The organism is Hymenobacter tibetensis, from assembly GCF_022827545.1.
Lineage (GTDB): Bacteria > Bacteroidota > Bacteroidia > Cytophagales > Hymenobacteraceae > Hymenobacter > Hymenobacter tibetensis.
In genome coordinates, this window is sequence record NZ_CP094669.1 from 249,185 (window position 1) to 266,537 (window position 17,353).

Annotated in this window: 8 protein-coding genes and 2 pseudogenes; 9 read left to right on the plus strand and 1 reads right to left on the minus strand. The window is 61.1% G+C overall.

Translation table 11 applies throughout. The features are described 5' to 3' along the window. Positions 1–229: 229 nt before the first annotated feature. The gene (locus tag MTX78_RS00995; protein ID WP_243799089.1) at positions 230–4,486 is read right to left on the minus strand and encodes a hybrid sensor histidine kinase/response regulator transcription factor; all 4,257 of its coding nucleotides are present in this window, start codon (positions 4,484–4,486) and stop codon (positions 230–232) included. 226 nt (positions 4,487–4,712) lie between these two features. Between MTX78_RS00995 and MTX78_RS01000 the strand changes: the two genes are divergently transcribed. The 9 genes and pseudogenes from MTX78_RS01000 to MTX78_RS25405 form a co-directional block, all read left to right on the plus strand. Beyond that, complete coding sequence (locus tag MTX78_RS01000; RefSeq protein ID WP_243799090.1) at positions 4,713–4,886, plus strand: hypothetical protein; 174 nt, start codon at positions 4,713–4,715, stop codon at positions 4,884–4,886. Between the two features lie 18 nt (positions 4,887–4,904). Then, on the plus strand, positions 4,905–5,069 hold the full coding sequence (locus tag MTX78_RS01005; RefSeq protein WP_243799092.1) for a hypothetical protein: 165 nt from the start codon (positions 4,905–4,907) through the stop codon (positions 5,067–5,069). Between the two features lie 3 nt (positions 5,070–5,072). Further along, entirely contained in the window at positions 5,073–6,956 is a 1,884-nt protein-coding gene (locus MTX78_RS01010; RefSeq protein WP_243799094.1) for a glycoside hydrolase family 35 protein, read from the plus strand. Positions 6,957–7,274: 318 nt separating this feature from the next. After that, positions 7,275–9,764 carry a beta-galactosidase GalB gene (gene galB / locus MTX78_RS01015; RefSeq protein WP_243799095.1) on the plus strand — a complete coding sequence of 830 codons (2,490 nt, stop codon included), beginning with the start codon at positions 7,275–7,277 and terminating at the stop codon, positions 9,762–9,764. A gap of 216 nt (positions 9,765–9,980) precedes the next feature. Next, positions 9,981–13,136, plus strand: coding sequence for a glycoside hydrolase family 2 TIM barrel-domain containing protein (locus MTX78_RS01020; RefSeq protein WP_243799097.1), 3,156 nt, complete (start codon positions 9,981–9,983; stop codon positions 13,134–13,136). A gap of 72 nt (positions 13,137–13,208) precedes the next feature. Then, entirely contained in the window at positions 13,209–13,862 is a 654-nt protein-coding gene (locus tag MTX78_RS01025) for a hypothetical protein (RefSeq protein WP_243799099.1), read from the plus strand. A 75-nt stretch (positions 13,863–13,937) separates the two neighbouring features. Next, a complete protein-coding gene (locus MTX78_RS01030) occupies positions 13,938–15,110 on the plus strand; it encodes an acyltransferase family protein (RefSeq protein ID WP_243799101.1) in 1,173 nt (390 codons plus the stop codon). Positions 15,111–15,170: 60 nt separating this feature from the next. Continuing rightward, positions 15,171–16,067: pseudogene (locus tag MTX78_RS25400) on the plus strand (BNR repeat-containing protein); the annotation flags it as partial. A gap of 516 nt (positions 16,068–16,583) precedes the next feature. Further along, positions 16,584–17,348, plus strand: a pseudogene (locus tag MTX78_RS25405) (glycoside hydrolase family 16 protein); the annotation flags it as partial. Positions 17,349–17,353 lie beyond the last annotated feature (5 nt).

Here is a 17,353-nt window from a genome sequence, read left to right on the forward strand (position 1 = left end):
TAGATGGAAGCACGCACACGCAGTTGCTGCGGGCGCCGAAAGTCTCGGCGCCCGCAGCAACTGCAATACTAGCGCAGTAGCATTAGAAAAGAGGAGGTTGTTTTCAAGGAATACGGGGTAGGTTTTAGTCGACTTGCTATTCGGCGAGCAACACGCCTGCTTGTGGGCTGGCCCTCGTCGGGCCGTGCAGAGGCGGCTAGTCTGGCAGGGTCGCCACGCGCCGCTTGGTTTAAAGCACTGGCGAGGCCTCGGCTTCTCGGCTGGCCCGGTGTTGCTTGGCGTATTCAGAAGGAGAGAGGGTGAAGATTTTCTGGAATGCTTTACGGAAGTATTTAGCGTCTTCGATGCCCACCTGAAACGCCACTTCCGCCACGCGCAGCCGGGTGTTGGCCAGCAGTTGGGCGGCCCGCTTCATGCGTACATCCCGGATAAACTCCACCGCCGTTTGGCCCGTGATGCCCTTGATGCGCCGGTAGAACACCGATTGGCTCATGCCCACTTCCCGTACCAGCACCAGCACGCTGAAGCTAGGGTCATCGAGGTGCTTTTCCACGGCGCTCATGGCATTTTCCAGAAACTTCTGGTCGGCATCGGCAATCACCACATCAGTGGGCTCCAGCAGAATCTGCCGCTGGTAGTACTCGCGCAACGTAGAGCGGTTGCGAAGCAGGGTGGTTACTTTGGCTTGCAAAATGGCCGGGTTGAACGGCTTACTCACGTAGTCGTCGGCACCGGTGCCCAGTCCTTCCAACTCGTGCAAGGCAGCGGTGCGGGCCGTGAGCAGCAGCACCGGAATGTGCGCCGTCTTGGGATGCTTCTTGATTTTATGGCACAGCTCCAGCCCGTCGCTACGGGGCATCATTACGTCGCTAATGATGACGTCGGGCGCCTGAAGCAGGGCCTGCTCCCAGCCATCGAGCCCATCTACGGCTAATAGCACGTCGTAGTCGGCCTCGAAGAGCTGCTGCACATACTGGCGGACTTCGTCGTTGTCTTCCACTACCAGCAGGCGCGGCAGTGTGGCGGGGGCCGGCAGCGCGTCCAGCAGCAGCTCAGGGTTTTCGGCCAGCCGGGGCAGCCCCGACGTTTCGGAAAGCGGGCTGAGCACTTCCTCCTGGATGTCGTCGGGTTGGAGGTGCGCCCGCCCGAAGGGGAGCCGCAGGCGGAAGGTGGTGCCTAGTCCTACCTCGCTTTCCACGTGCACACTGCCCCCGTGGCGCTCGGCAAACTGCTTGACCAACGACAAGCCAATTCCCGTGCCCGTCATCCGCAAGGTGTCGGTGTGCGAGGCTTGGTAGTAGGGGTCGAAGATATGGGCTAGGTCTTGGTGCTTGATGCCGGTGCCCTGGTCCCGTACGGTCACCTCCAGGTAGTTGCCGGCAAGGTGCCCGCCCTGAAACACGGCTTCACCGCCTGGGTTGCCCACCACCGTCGCCACAAAGCAAATGCCGCGCCCCTCCGGCGTGTACTTGAAGGCGTTAGCCAGCAGGTTGGTCAGCACAATTTCCAGCTTGCTCTGGTCGAAGTACAGCAGCACCGGCTCGGCGGGCAGGTCCAGCGTGTAGCTGATGCCGCGTTCCTCGGCTTTTAGCTTGAACACCTGATAGATATCCGTGAGAAACCGCACCGCGTCGGCGTGCGTGGCCCGGAGCGGTACGTTGCCCGATTCCACCTTGCGGAAGTCCAGCAGCTGGTTGACCAAGTCGAACAGCTTGCGGGTCTGCTTGTGCATAAGCTGAATCTTGTCGCGCAGGCCCGGCACTGCCCCATTGGCACTTATAATTTCCTCCATCGGCCCCAAAATCAGCGTGAGCGGGGTGCGCAGCTCATGCGAGACGTTGGTGAAGAATCCGAGTTTCAAGTCCGTAAGCTCCCGTTCCTTTTCGGCTTGGAATTGCTTAAGCAACAAGCGGTTTTCTAGCTGCTGCTGGGCCATTTCAAAGCGCCGGTACAGCGCCACGCCACCCAGCGCCACCAAGCCGTAGAGCAAGTAGGCCCACCAGGTGCGCCACCAAGGGGCCAGCACATCGAACTGCATGGTGGCGTATCGCTCGGACCACACGCCTTCCCCGTTGCTGGCTTTCACTTCCAGCGTGTACTGGCCGGCGGGCAAGTTGGCGAAGCTGGCCGTGCGCTGGCCGGGCGCCGCGTACACCCAGTCGTGGTTGTAGCCCACCAGCCGGTAGGCGTAGCGGTTTTTCTGCGGGTTGGTGTAGTTGAGCGCCACAAATTCCACCGCAAAATCATTGTCTTCATCCCGAATCGTGACCAGCTGTGGGTTAGACAAGGCTTCCTTCAGCAACACGCGCCCGTGGCGGGCGCTGCCCACTGCCATGGGCTTGTTGGTGACGCGCAGCCCCGTAATCTGAACCACCGGCGGGTAGGGGTTGGCTTGGATGGCTTGGGGCTGGAAGTAGTTGATGCCGTTGATGCCCCCGAAATACAGCGTGCCGTCCTGGGCTCGGCTGGCGGCCCCAATCTTGAAGGCGTTGCTTTGCAGGCCATCGGCCACGTTGTAGCGCAGGTAGTGGCCGGTGCGGGGGGTGAAGCGGTAGAGGCCGGTGCCGCCAATCCAGAGGTTGCCCGCATCATCGGCCAGAATGCTTTCCACGTCTATTTCCGGCAGTTGATTGTTGTAGTGCCGAATGGTTTCGCGGCCTTGCGCATCTGTGGTTAGCTGGTGCAGCCCGCCCCCAATGGTGCCAATCCAGAGCGCGCCCCGGTCATCGAGCAGCAAAGGCCAAACGTAGTTGACGCGCAAGCGGGTCGGGCCTGTATCGGTGGCCTGGTACTGCCCCAGCACCTGCAACGAGTCGGCGGTGACGCGCAGCTTAAGCAGCCCCGCATCGTGGGTGCTGGCCCAGAGCACGTCGCGCGCCCGGTCGTAGAGTAGAAAGGTGAATTGGTTGGTGGGCAGCGCGCTGTTGTCGGTGCGGAAATTTTTCAGATGCTCCCCAGTGGCGCTAAAGCGTTGTAAACCCGCCGAGAAGGTCGCCAGCCATACGGTGCCTTGCCCGTCTTGCGCCATGCGCTCGATGTTGGTTTCTCGCAGGTCGGTGCCATCGGGCAAGGTGGTGTAGGTGGTTAGCTTGGGCTGGCCGTTGGTGCGCCTGAGCGTAACCAAGCCGTGGCTGCGGGTACCAAACCAGAGCGTGCCATTGGGGGTCTGGAAAATAGACGACACGTCGATGCCCCGCGCCCCGCCCCCTTGCTGGTTTAGGTAGTTGTGGTAGGTTTTGTCGGTGAGGTTGTAGCTGGCCATGCCGTTGCGGGTGCCAAACCACAGCATGTTCTGCGCTTCCTCGTTGTAAATGGCATTCACGTAGTTGTTGGACCTTGAAAGCCGGCCCATCAGCGGCTGGCGGATACGGCCAAACGGCTTCTGGCGCAAATCCACTTTGTTGAGCCCGCCCGCCGAAGCACACAGCCAGACAATCTGATTGCGGTCCTCGAAAATCTGGTGGATGCGTTCCGAGTTGATGCTGTACGGCTCGCCATCCTGGGGCAGAAACAGCGTGGGCGCGGTGTCTTGGAGCGGGGGGCGCTGATGGGTAACGGCGCCCGCCTCCCACACATGCAGCCCATACGTAGTGCCTACCCACAGCCGCCCAAACGAGTCGAGGAGGAGGGCCTGGGGCATAGAGAACTGCTGCGGCAACGGGTGGCTAGCTGCTGCCCGCCGGGTCCGGCGGATGGCCGCACTCACCCAAAACACCTGCTGGTCGCTGCCAATCCACAGGTCGCCGCGGTGGTCGAGGTGCAGGGCCCGGATGGCGGTTTCGAGGCCGGTGGGCTGCACCTGCAGGGTAGGTTCGGTGGTTCGGATCAGGCGCAGGCCCGCCCCGAGGGTGCCCACCCACAAGTTGCCTTCGGGGTCAAGCGCCAGCGCAGTTATCCAGCGCAGCGGGGGCTGGTTGTTTGCGAGGGCCGGAAGTTGTTGTAGCTGTTGCAGTTGACCTTGGCTGTTGAATGTCAGCACAAAAAGGCCGTCGCGGTAAGTGCCTACCCACAGCCGCCCTTGCGCATCCGATACAATGGCCGAAACATCAGCCTGCGACAACTGCCGCCCCAGGCTGCGATAGGCTGCGGGCATGTGCTGCTCATCGAGGCGGAAAAACGAATCGAGGTGAGGATTATAGAGGCTGATGCCAGAGCGTTCGGCGCCTACCCAGAGTTGGCCATCGGCAGTGGTGTGCATCACCTTGATGCGGTTGCCGGGAACGCCGCTGCGCGGGTTGATGGGCAGCGCGTACGGCTTCAGGCCATACCCGTCGTAGCGGTCGAGGCCCCGGTTGGTGCCGACCCAGATAAAGCCGGCCCGGTCCTGCGCCACGGCCATCCCATCGCTGTGCGAGAGGCCCTGATCTACGGTGAGGTGCTCGAATCGAAACTCGCTGGCTGTATGCTGCGCCACGCTGGTGGTAGCTCCCGCGAGCAGAATCCAGCAGGAAACGAGGAGCCGCTTGATAGGTAGAGGTACTGGCACAAAAAAGAACTACGGGTGGGAGGGAGAGCAAAGGAGCGCGCAGCCAAGGAGCACGAAGAAGGAAGGCAGCCACAGAATTCCTCGCTTGGCAGTGGCTACCAAATTAACAATCTATTAATTATTTGCACTGCAACGGGTTGTAGCGGAAGAGACGTGCGCCTGCCTCGCCTGTTGGTCGACAATGACCTGACGCCCACCCAAGATTCGTTGCTGCTTGCCAAGCACCGTGAAGCCTCCGCAGGATTCAGGCAAGCAGGCAAGTGTTCTTATTAGGAATGGCGACACGAACTGGGCCGCCACTGAAGCTGCGCTGCACGTAGCCGGCAAGTTGTTCGGCTGCTGGCAGTTACTCAACGGCCCAATGACCGGCTTCAACGCCAAGCTCCTCTATGACAGATAATCTACTTGAGTAGAGCCAGTGCCAGATAAGAAAGATGCGTATATCTTCATGGCAGATCAGTGGAATCCGAAAGACCTGAAAGACAGTCGTTACCTGTGGTTGCCGGTGCCGTTCAAGGCTGGCCAGCCCACTATCGACTGGATGGAGCAATGGGACCCGGGGCATTTCAGCAAACAATTGTAGAGGATGATCAACAAGTACATAGTAGGGGGGGCAGTGCTGCTGAGTTGTATGGGTTTGAGCCCGGCCGCGCAGGCCCAAACCAAAGCGAAGCCGGTCAAGCACACCTTCGCCCTGGGCAACGAGAACTTCCTGCTCGATGGCAAGCCGTTCCAGATGATATCGGGCGAGCTGCACTACCCGCGCATTCCGCGCGAGGCCTGGCGCCACCGCCTGCGCATGGCCAAGGCCATGGGCCTGAACACGATTGGCACCTACGTGTTCTGGAACGTGCACGAACCCGAGCCGGGCCACTACGACTTCAGTGGCAACCACGACATTGCCGCCTTCGTGAAGATGGCTCAGGAAGAAGGGCTGTGGGTGGTGCTGCGGCCCAGCCCCTACGTGTGCGCCGAGTGGGAATTTGGCGGCTACCCCTACTGGCTGCAAAACGAAAAAGGTTTGGTGGTGCGCAGCCAGGACCCCAAGTACCTGGCCGCCTACGGCCGCTACCTCAAGCAAGTAGCCCAGCAGCTGGCCCCGCTGCAAGTCAACCACGGGGGGCCGGTGCTGCTGGTGCAGGTGGAAAACGAGTACGGCTTCTACGCCAGCGACAAAGACTACCTGGCGCTGAACCGGAAGATGTTTCAGCAAGCCGGCTTCGACGGGCTGCTCTACACCTGCGACCCAGGCGAGAAGGTGCTGGAAGGCCACCTGCCCGGCCTGCTGCCGGCCGTCAACGGCTGGGACGACCCCGGCAAGGTCAAGCAGCTGGTGCGCACCTACCACGGCGGACGGGGACCGTACTACATTGCCGAATGGTATCCGGCCTGGTTTGACTGGTGGGGCACGGCGCACCACACCGTGCCGGCGGCCAAGTACACGCCTCGGCTGGACTCGGTGCTGGCGGCGGGTATCTCCATCAACATGTACATGTTCCACGGCGGCACCACGCGCGGATTCATGAACGGGGCCAACTACAAAGGCGAGGGTACGCGCTACGAGCCCCAAACCAGCAGCTACGATTATGACGCCCCGCTTGATGAGGCTGGCAACGCCACGCCTAAGTTCTTGGCTTTCCGAGGGGTTATCGAGAAGCACCTGCCAAAAGGCACCAAGCTGCCGCCCGTGCCAGCGGCCAAGCCCACCCTGCGCACGCCCGTTATTAGTTTAACCAACGCCACCAACCTGCTGAGCGTGCTGCCCAAGCCAGTGGCCAGCCTACGAACCCAGACCTTTGAGGACCTAAACCAGGACTACGGCTACGTACTTTACCGCACGGAAGTACCGGGAGGGCGCAAGGGCATCCTCAGCATCAAGGACCTGCGTGACTACGGCATTGTGCTGGTGAACGGCCAGCGCGTGGCCACCCTCGACCGGCGCCTCAACCAAGACCGGGTGGAGCTGACCTTGCCCGCCGGCACCGTCGCCCTCGATATTCTGGTTGAGAATATGGGGCGCGTGAACTTCGGCCCCTTCTTGAATCAGAACCGCAAGGGCATCACCGAGCAGGTTAGCTTTGCGGGCACCCCGCTCAGCAACTGGCAGCACTTCCGCCTGCCGTTTGCTAGCATGGTCACCATTCCCAAAGGCACCGGCAGCATTGCGCCCAATGACAACGCCCCGGTTATCCGGCGCGGCAGCTTCACCCTGAGCAAGCCCGCCGATACCTACCTCGACATGCGGCAGTGGGGCAAAGGCTGTGTGTGGCTCAACGGCCATAATCTGGGCCGCTACTGGGAAATCGGGCCCCAGCAAACCCTGTACGTGCCGGCGGAGTGGCTGAAAAAAGGCGCCAACGAGGTGGTGGTCTTGGAACTGCTCAGGCCCCAGCAAGACAAGCTGGAAGGCGTGGAAAAGCCCATTCTGGACAAGGTGAAAGCCGATGTTCAGGCCTATAAAACGAAGTAGCCCGCCTGCCTTACTCCTGCTGGAAGTGCACTCGCTCTAGCGCCAGTTGCTTGCATTTCGGGAGTCTGGTTTAGCACGGCGGGTGCTGCCCGCAACCGCAGCTGGCGGGGCGTGGCAGTACGGTTCCAGTGGTGGGCGCGGAAGGACTGAGCGGAGTGCCGGACCAAAAGTTCACCGCGAAACACCACTGCCGCCGAGCAGGTAGGTGCGTGATGCCAATGCCGCCGCGCTACACCACCTTCCGGCCTGCATAAGGTCACCTGCCACCAACCAAGAAGAGTAGCGGCTAGCACCGCCTGCTTGTTCTGTATCTGACCTATGAAATACACGTTTCCGCGTCGCGCCCTGCACATCGCGCCTTTTCTCTTCCTTGGGCTTCTGGGCGCCATGCCGGCCGCGGCGCAGGTCCGGCAGGAATACTTGCTGGATACCAACTGGAAGTTCAAAAAAGGCGACACGCCGGAAGCAGCCACTCCCGGCTTCAAAGATGCTAGCTGGCAAACCGTACGTGTGCCCCACGACTGGGCTATTTACGGTCCTTTTGATGGCCGCAACGACTTGCAGGAAGTGAAAATCGAGCAGAACAACGAGAAGGCCGCCACCCTGAAGGCCGGCCGGACTGGCGGTCTGCCTTTCATCGGGACGGGCTGGTACCGGCGGAAGCTGGCGGTGCCGGGGTTTGGAGCGGGTAAGCGCGCCGTGCTGCTGTTTGACGGGGCCATGAGCAATGCCCGCGTGTTCGTGAATGGCAAGGAAGTCGGCAACTGGCCCTACGGCTACAATTCGTTTTCCTTCGATATCACCTCCTTCCTTCAGCCCGGCGACAACAACACGCTAGCCGTCCGGCTGCAAAACCAGGCCGAAGCCTCGCGCTGGTACCCTGGGGCCGGCCTCTACCGCAACGTGCACCTGATTGTAACCGACGACGTGCACATTCCGGTGTGGGGTAGCTACCTGACCACGCCCGAAATCAACGCCGAGTTCGGCAAAGTCAACCTGCGCACCAAGGTGCAAACGCCGGCCGGTGCCACGCAGCCCCTGCGGCTGCAAACCGAAATCCGGGACGCCGCCGGGCAAGTGCTAGCTACCACCAGCACCCCGCTGGCCGCCACCGATAACCGGGAGTTTCAGCAGGAGCTGATCGTGAAAACGCCCCGGCTGTGGTCGCCGGAAACGCCGGTGCTCTATACGGCGCACTCCAAACTGTACGCCGGTGAGCAGCTGAAAGACGAGTACAGCACCCGGTTCGGGTTTCGCTCGTTCAAGTTCGAGGCCGGCAAGGGCTTCTCCCTGAACGGGCAAGCGCGCAAGTTCAAGGGCGTCTGCAACCACCACGACCTGGGGCCCTTGGGCACGGCCATCAACACGGCGGCGCTACGGCGGCAGCTGGTGTTGCTGAAGGATATGGGCTGCGACGCCATCCGGACTTCGCACAACATGCCGGCCCCGGAGCTGGTGGACTTGTGCGACGAAATGGGCTTTATGCTGATGGTGGAATCGTTTGATGAGTGGAAGACGCCCAAGGTAAAGAACGGCTACAGCCAATACTTCGACCAATGGGCCGAGAAAGACCTCGTGAACATGGTGCACCGCGACCGGAACCACCCGTCGGTCATTATGTGGAGCATCGGCAACGAGGTGCCCGACCAGAGCGCCCCCGGCGGCAACAAGATTGCCAAGCGCCTACAAGACATTGTGCACCGCGAAGACCCCACCCGCCCCGTTACGGTGGGCATGGACCGCATCGATGCGGCCATCAACAACAACTTCGCCTCGGTGCTCGACATAGCTGGGTTCAACTACAAGCCGGCCCGCTACGAACAAGCCAACGACAAGCTACCGCAGGGCTTCATCCTGGGGACCGAAACGGCTTCCACGGTTAGCTCCCGGGGGATATATGAGTTTCCGGTGGTCGGGGCCAAGCAGAAAAAGTACCCCAACCAACAGTCTTCGTCCTACGACCTGGAGGTGTGCAACTGGTCGCAGACGCCCGACGAGGAGTTTGTGAAGCAGGATGATTTGCCTTTCGTCATCGGGGAGTTTGTGTGGACCGGCTTCGACTACCTCGGCGAGCCCACGCCCTACGACGAGAACTGGCCTTCGCATAGCTCGTACTTCGGGATTTTGGATTTGGCAGGCTTGCCCAAAGACCGGTTCTACCTCTACCGCTCCCGCTGGAACACCGCCGCGCCCACCCTGCACCTGCTGCCGCACTGGACCTGGCCCGGCCGCGAGGGCCAAACTACGCCCGTGTTCTGCTACACCAATTACCCATCGGCCGAGCTGTTCGTGAACGGCAAGAGCATGGGCCGCCAAACCAAAAGCCCCTCGGCCAGCCCCCAAACCCGCTACCGCCTGATGTGGAACGACGTGAAGTACGAGCCCGGCACCATCAAAGTAGTGGCCTACGATGCCCAAGGCAAGGAAGCCGCCACCGAAGAAGTGCGCACCGCCGGCAAGCCCGACCACATCACGCTAACCGCCGACCGCACCACTCTCACCGCCAACGGCCAAGACTTAGCCTTCGTGACGGCGCGAGTGGAAGATGCTCAAGGCAACCTGTGCCCTACGGCCGCCAACAAGCTGCAGTTCGCCGTCAGCGGGGCGGGTCGTTTCCGGGCCGTGGCCAACGGCGACGCTACTAGTCTGGAGCTGTTTCACGAACCCAAGATGAAAGCCTTCCAGGGAATGCTGGTGGCAGTGGTCGAGACGACCGACAAAGCCGGCGACGTACAGCTGAAGGTGTCGAGCAAAGGCCTTAAGAGCGGGGTGCTGCGCCTGAAGTCGCAGGGGGTAGCGTCGAGGTAGGAGGGAGGAAGGCGCTGTGAACTTGTGGTTTACCCGTTGAGGTACAGTTGTGCTGTCCGACACCGAGACGAATTCATACCCCGTATTCTACCAAAATACACCCCCTCGCACTGCGCGCGGGTGGGTAGTATTGCAATGTTGCTCGTGCGCTGTTGCGGCAGGCAATGCTTTAGCTTTTCCGATTTGTTGCGCTGTCTCCTTCCTTTCCCACCCACCATGGCTGATTCCCGTTTTTTCACGGCTGCATTCCTTTTTGTTAGCGGGTTGGCCGCGGCCCAATCCACGCCCAATGAGTGGGAAAATCCGCGGGTGTTCGAGCAGAACAAGGAAAAGGCGCACGCCAGCTTCATGGTGTATGCCACTGCCGCCGACGCTGCCGCCAACACCTACAGCCGCTCGCCCTACTACCAGTCGCTCAACGGCCCCTGGAAGTTCAACTACGTACCCCGCCCCGCCGACCGGCCCCAAGATTTTCAGTTGCCCACCTTCAACGATGCCAGCTGGAAAACCATAGCCGTGCCTTCGAGCTGGGAAGTACAGGGGTTCGGCACGCCCATCTACACCAACATCGTTTACCCGTTCCCGAAAAACCAACCGTTTATTGACGGGCGCGACAACCCGGTGGGCAGCTACCGGCGCACATTTACGGTGCCGGCCACTTGGGCCGGGCGGGAGATAATGCTCAACTTCGGCTCGATTTCCGGTTACGCAGTGGTGTTCGTGAACGGGCAGCGCGTGGGCATGAGCAAAGTAGCCAAGTCGCCGGCCGAGTTCGACATCACACAGTACCTGAAGCCCGGCGACAACACGCTGGCCGTGCAGGTAACCCGCTGGCACGATGGCAGCTACCTCGAAGACCAGGACTTCTGGCGCCTCTCCGGCCTCGACCGGGACGTGTACCTCTACAGCTTGCCCAAGGAAACCATCTGGGACTTTTTCGCCCACGCCGACCTCGACCCTACGTATAAAAACGGCCAGTTCTCGGCCGATGTAACACTGCGCAACTTTGCCAGCACCGCCGGTGCTCCCGCCCGCCTCACCGTGGAAGTGCTGGACGCTGCCGGCAAAACCGTGCTGCGCCAGCAGCAGGCCGTGGCCACCGTGCCCGCCACCGGCCTGCAAACCGTGCAGGTGAGCGGTACCGTCAAGAATGTGCGCAAGTGGTCGGCTGAAACGCCCAACCTCTATCAGTGCCGCCTCACCCTGGCCGATGCGCAAGGCAAGGAACTGGCCGTAACCGGCTGCCGGATCGGCTTCCGCAAAGTGGAAATCAAGAACGCGCAGCTGCTGGTGAACGGCGTGCCGGTGGAAGTGCACGGCGTCAACCGCCACGAGCTGGAGCCCACCACGGGCCGCGTCGTAACCGAAGCCGGCATGCGCCGCGACTTGGAGCTGATGAAGCAGTTCAACGTGAATGCCGTGCGCACCAGCCACTACCCCAACGACGAACGGTGGTATCAGCTCTGCGACGAGTTGGGCTTCTACCTGGTGGATGAGGCCAACATCGAAACCCACGGGTACGGGGCCGAGCTGCAGGGCCGCTTCGACAAAACCGTACACCCGGCTTACCTGCCCGAGTGGGCGCCAGCCCACATGGACCGCATCGAGCGAGCCGTAGAGCGCGACAAAAACCACCCGTCGGTTATCATTTGGAGTATGGGCAACGAGTGCGGCAACGGCCCCGTGTTTCATGACGCTTACAAGTGGATCAAGCAGCGCGACCCCAGCCGCCCCGTGCAGTTCGAGCAAGCCGGCGAAGACTGGGATACCGACATTGTGTGCCCCATGTACCCCGGCATGAACTCGATGCGGGAGTACGCCAACGCCACCGATAAGAAGCGCCCCTACATCATGTGCGAGTATTCGCACGCCATGGGCAACAGCAACGGTAACTTCCAGGAGTACTGGGACTTGATTCGGAGCAAGCCGCACATGCAGGGCGGCTTCATCTGGGACTGGGTGGACCAGGGCCTGCAAACTAAAACCACCGACGGCCGGCCGTTCTTTGCCTACGGCGGCGACCTGGGCGGCTACTACCTGCAAAACGACGAGAACTTCTGCGCCAACGGCCTGATTGCCGCCGACCGCACCCCACACCCGGGCTTGTTTGAGGTGAAAAAGGTGTATCAGGATATCCGCTTTACAGCCGCCCAGCCGGCTACGGGCCGCGTAACGGTGATAAACGGGTTTTCCTTCAACGACTTGGACGGCTATGCCTTCCGGTGGGAGCTGCTGCGCAACGGCACCGTGGCGAAGTCGGGCACGATGACGGTGGGCAAACTGGCCGCTCAGCAGCAGAAGGAAGTGAAGCTGCCGCTGCCTGCCATGCCCAGCGGTGCCGAGTACGTGCTCAATGTGTTTGCCGTCACGAAAGCCGCCGCGCCGCTGGTGCCGGCCGGCCACGAGGTAGCCCGTGAGCAGTTCGTTCTCACGCCGGTCGCCACCTATTTTGCCACCAAAACCAATGCACCCGGCAAACTGGACGTGAAGCAGGAAGGCAACAAGCTGACCTTCAGCGCCGGCGACGTGCGCGGCGAGTTCGACACCAAGCAAGGACGCCTAACCACTTACCGCCTCCGCGACCAGCAAGTGGTAGATGGCTTCCCGGAGCCGTACTTCTGGCGCGCCCCCACCGACAACGACTTCGGCAGCGGCATGCCCCAGAGCCTGGGTGCTTGGCGCACGGCCCACGCCGCCCGCCGCGTGCAAAAAGTAACGGTTGGGGAGCAGTCGGCGGCCGGCCTGCCCATCAAGGTGGAATACCTGCTCACCGACATCAACTCGCCGTATACCGTTGATTACCTGATAGCCAACGACGGCGCGGTGCAGATAACGGCCGCCCTCGACGTGTCCGGCCAGAGCTTGCCCGAGCTGCCCCGTTTCGGGATGCGCCTGGAGCTGCCGCGCCGCTTCAACCGCATGCAGTACTACGGCCGCGGCCCTTTCGAGAACTACTCCGACCGCAGCACGGCCGCTTTGCTGGGCACCTACCAGGATTCGGTGAACGGGCAGTTCACGCGCAACTACATCCGGCCCCAGGAAAACGGCTACCGCACCGATGTGCGTTGGCTGACGCTCACCAATGCCCAGGGGCTGGGGCTGCGGGTGGAAGGCCAGCAGCAACCTATCTGCTTTAGCGCCTTGCCTTTCCGCAGCGAAGACCTCGACCCCGGCCTCAGCAAAAAGCAGCAACACCCCACCGACGTGAAAATGCGCGGCGCCATCACGCTGCACGTGGACCTGAAGCAGCGCGGCGTTGGGGGCGACAACAGCTGGGGCGCCCTGCCCCACGAGCAGTACCGCCTCCTCGACAAGAAGTACAGCTACAGCTACACCCTGCGGCTAATAGACGAGAAAGCACCTCAGCCCTAAGGGAGTAAGTCGGGTAATCAGGAATAAAAGCATTTCTTTGAGGACGTACTCTGCCATGTTACAGAAAGCTTTATGGTAACCAAGTTCCTGATGTACAAGGCGCTGCTGAGCGCAGTGTTGTGTTTAGGCGTCAGTCGGCTAAGCGTGGCCCAACGACCTGCGCCGGAGTTGCCGCTGACGCCGGTGCAGCCGCGGGTGCAACTTCCTGCGACAGTTGCCGAGATTCTTGCCAAGCGTAAGGATGTGGCAGGGGCTTCAACACCTCCGGCCACGGTTACGCGAGTTGCTATGCCTCAGGCCCAACCGCTTTACCTCCTGAACTCTGAAATAATAATTGCTCCGGATTTATCTGGCCTTCAACCTTCGGGAATCAAGGCAATAACCTTGTACAAAGGCCAGGATGCTCCCACCGCACAGTGGCTTGGCCTGGTGACGCATGGCATCGTCGACGTGGAGCCCAAGCAGAAGTTCAAGATCAAGAGCCGTTCCTTATCAGATGTCGGCAAAACCTTGGACGTGCAGGGGCCGGTGCGCTACACCATAAACGCCATGCCGGTAGCCGATGCCAACCTTCTCATTGCGCTGGATGCCATTGGCGAAATCAAGATAACGCGTGCCACACCCGAAACACCCACTACCACCGTCGCCATCAGCATAAGACCGCCGAAACCCAGCCCACCGCCCCCGCCCGGCACCATTTATATCCGCGGGTTGGCGGCGCACTAGAGGGTGCTGCTATTCTACTATATGCTGCTTGCACCGCAGGCTACTATCCTCTTCATTTCTTTGTCTGCTTAGCAAATGAACACCCAACTGGTTGCCGAGGCGCAAGCTCCTTCCCTGAGTACCAAGCCGCACTATGCCATTCTGGATGGCCTTCGGGGCGTGGCCGCGCTGCTGGTGGTGGTTTTCCACCTGTGCGAGGCGCACGCAACCAGCCACCTCGACCAGATTATCAACCACGGCTATCTGGCCGTCGATTTCTTCTTCATGCTGTCCGGCTACGTCATTGGGTACGCCTACGACGACCGGTGGAACCAGATGACGCTCAAGGAATTCTTCAAGATTCGGTTGGTGCGGCTACAGCCCTTGGTGGTGTTGGGCATGGTGATTGGGGCCTTGTGCTTCTACTTCCAAGATTCTGTGCTGTGGCCTCATATCAGCGAGGTGCCTATCTGGAAAACCTTGCTGGTCATGGGTATAGGGGCTACGCTGCTACCGCTGCCGTTGTCGATGGACCTCCGCGGCTGGCACGAAATGCACCCGCTCAACGGGCCGGGCTGGTCGTTGTTCTTTGAGTACATAGCCAACCTGCTGTACGCGGTGTGGGTGCGCAAATTCTCCAACGCCGCTCTTGCCGTGCTGGTAGCGCTGGCTGGCGCGGTCTTGCTGCACTACACCGTTACCAGCCCCAACGGAGACATAATCGGGGGCTGGTCGTTGGATGCGGAGCAGCTTCGGGTGGGATTTACGCGGATGATGTACCCGTTTTTTGCTGGCTTGCTGCTTGCCCGCATGAGTGCCCCAGGCCGCATCAAGCACGCTTTCTGGTGGTGCAGCCTGCTGCTGACCCTGGTGTTGGCGTTTCCACGGGTAGGGGGCGCCGAGCACTTGTGGCTGAACGGCCTCTATGATGCGCTAAGCATTCTGCTGGTGTTTCCGCTGGTGGTATGGCTCGGAGCTAGTGGGCAAGCTACCGGCCCCGGCGTTGCTCGGCTCTGCCAGTTTTTCGGTAGCATTTCCTACCCCATCTACATCACGCATTATCCCCTCATTTACACCTACACGGCGTGGGTAAGCAACGGGCGCCGGCCGCTAGCGCAGGTGTGGCCTGTGGCGCTGCTCACGTTTGGGGCCGCCGTGCTGTTGGCCTACGCCTGCCTGAAGCTTTACGACGAGCCCGTGCGGCGGTGGCTGAAAACCAAGGTGCTAGCGCGGCAGAAGCCAGCAGGCACTCGCAGCACGGCGCCCTAACTTTTAGTTTTTGCGTCGGCAGTATTTCTGGTTGCCTTGGTTTTGGTCTACATCCCTCCTATGAAGTATTTCTCCTGGTTGTTGGCGTTGCTGCTAAGCACTGCGGCCCTGTATAACGAACCGGCCAGCGCCCAAACACCCGTGGGGTTAGGCTGGGCCCGCAACAACGTGAACGGAGTGGTGTTTCGGAAAAACTCGGTGGTGACGCACCAACGCGAGCAGTACACCGCCTACTACGATTCGTTGGGCTACGTGGTGCTGGCCAAGCGTAAGCTGCCGGCCGGCGCTTGGCAGGTGCGCCAAACCAGCTACAAAGGCAAAGTATCCGACGCCCACAATACCATCAGCATCATGGTGGACGGCGCGGGTTACCTGCATCTGTCCTTCGACCACCACGGCAACCCCCTGCGCTACTGCCGCAGCACCACGCCTGGGTCGTTGGAAACAACGGAGCTGCTGCCCATGACCGGCCGAAACGAAAACAACGTTACCTACCCCGAGTTTCACCGCTTCCCGAACGGCGACGTGCTGTTCCTCTACCGCGACGGTAGCTCCGGCAACGGCAACCTGGTGCTCAACCGCTACAGCATCAAGAGCCGCCAATGGACGCGGCTGCACGACGTGCTCATCAACGGCGAAGGCCAGCGCAACGCCTACTGGCAGGCCACCCTCGATGCCCGCGGCACCATTCACGTGTCGTGGGTGTGGCGCGAGTCGCCGGACGTGGCCTCCAACCACGACATGGCGTATGCCCGCTCCCTAGACGGCGGCAAAACCTGGCAGAAAAGCACCGGCGAAGTCTACCAGCTGCCCATCACCGAGCAAACCGCCGAATATGCCTGCCGCATTCCGCAGCGCAGTGAGCTAATCAACCAAACGGGCATGACCACCGATGCGCAAGGCAACCCCTACATCGTCACGTATTGGCGGCCGGCCGGCACTACGGTGCCGCAGTACCAGCTAATCTACCTCACCAAAAAGGGCGCCGGCCAGGAATGGCACGTCGCGCAGGTAGGGAAGCGGACTACGCCGTTTAGCTTGAGCGGCGCGGGCACCAAAAAGATTCCGATATCCCGGCCGCAGGTGGTAGTGGGGGAGAAGCAAGGGCGCAAAACGGTGTACATCCTGTACCGCGACGTCGAGCGCCAAGACCGGGTATCAATAGCGCAGTGCGCTGACATGACGGCCAACAACTGGACGGTTACCGACTTGACTACCACTTCCGTAGGAAATTGGGAGCCGAGCTATGACACCGAGCGGTGGAAAAACGCGGGCGTGCTCGACCTGTTTGTGCAGCGCACCGGGCAAGGCGACGGCGAAACCCTGGAAAAGCTACCGGCCCAGCCGGTGTACATTCTGGAGTGGAAGCCAGCGGCAAAAGCGCCACCCACCACGGGCTCGGTAGCGCCGGCCACACCCACACCCGACGCCGCTCGCCCACCTAGTACCGCGGTAGCGTCAGCGGGTGCCGCTCCAACTGCCGCGTGGAAGCTGGTATGGGCCGATGAGTTCAACACCCCCGGCCCACCCAACCCCAAAAATTGGAAGTTCGAGAACGGCTTCGTACGCAACCACGAGTTGCAATGGTATCAGCCCGACAACGCCCGCTGCGAAAAGGGCCTGCTGGTTATCGAGGCGCGCCAGGAACAGCGCCCCAACCCCAACTACCAGCCCGGCAGCACCAACTGGAAAACCAACCAGCCTACTATCGCCTACACCTCTTCCAGCCTGAACACGAGTGGCTTGCACAGCTGGCAGTACGGCCGTTTCGAGATGCGCGGGCGCATTAACACCAGCCCTGGGCTGTGGCCCGCATTCTGGACGCTGGGCGTGGCTGGGGAGTGGCCCTCCAACGGCGAAATCGACATCATGGAGTTCTACAAAGGTAAGGTGCTGGCCAACGTAGCCTCCGGCACCGCCAAGCCATACACCCCCAACTGGCACAGCGAAACCAAGGCCCTAACCGCCTTCGCCGACCCGGAGTGGAGCCGCAAGTTCCATGTATGGCGCATGGAGTGGGACTCGGAAGCTATTCAGCTCTACCTCGATGATGAGCTGCTAAACGAAACCCGCCTCAGTGCCACCGTCAACCAGGACGGAACCGGCATCAACCCGATGCAGCAGCCACATTACATCCTGCTCAACTTGGCCCTAGGCGGCGACAACAGCGGCGAGCTAGGAACCACCAGCTTCCCCAACCGCTTCGAGGTCGACTATGTGCGGGTGTATCAGCGCTAAGGCGC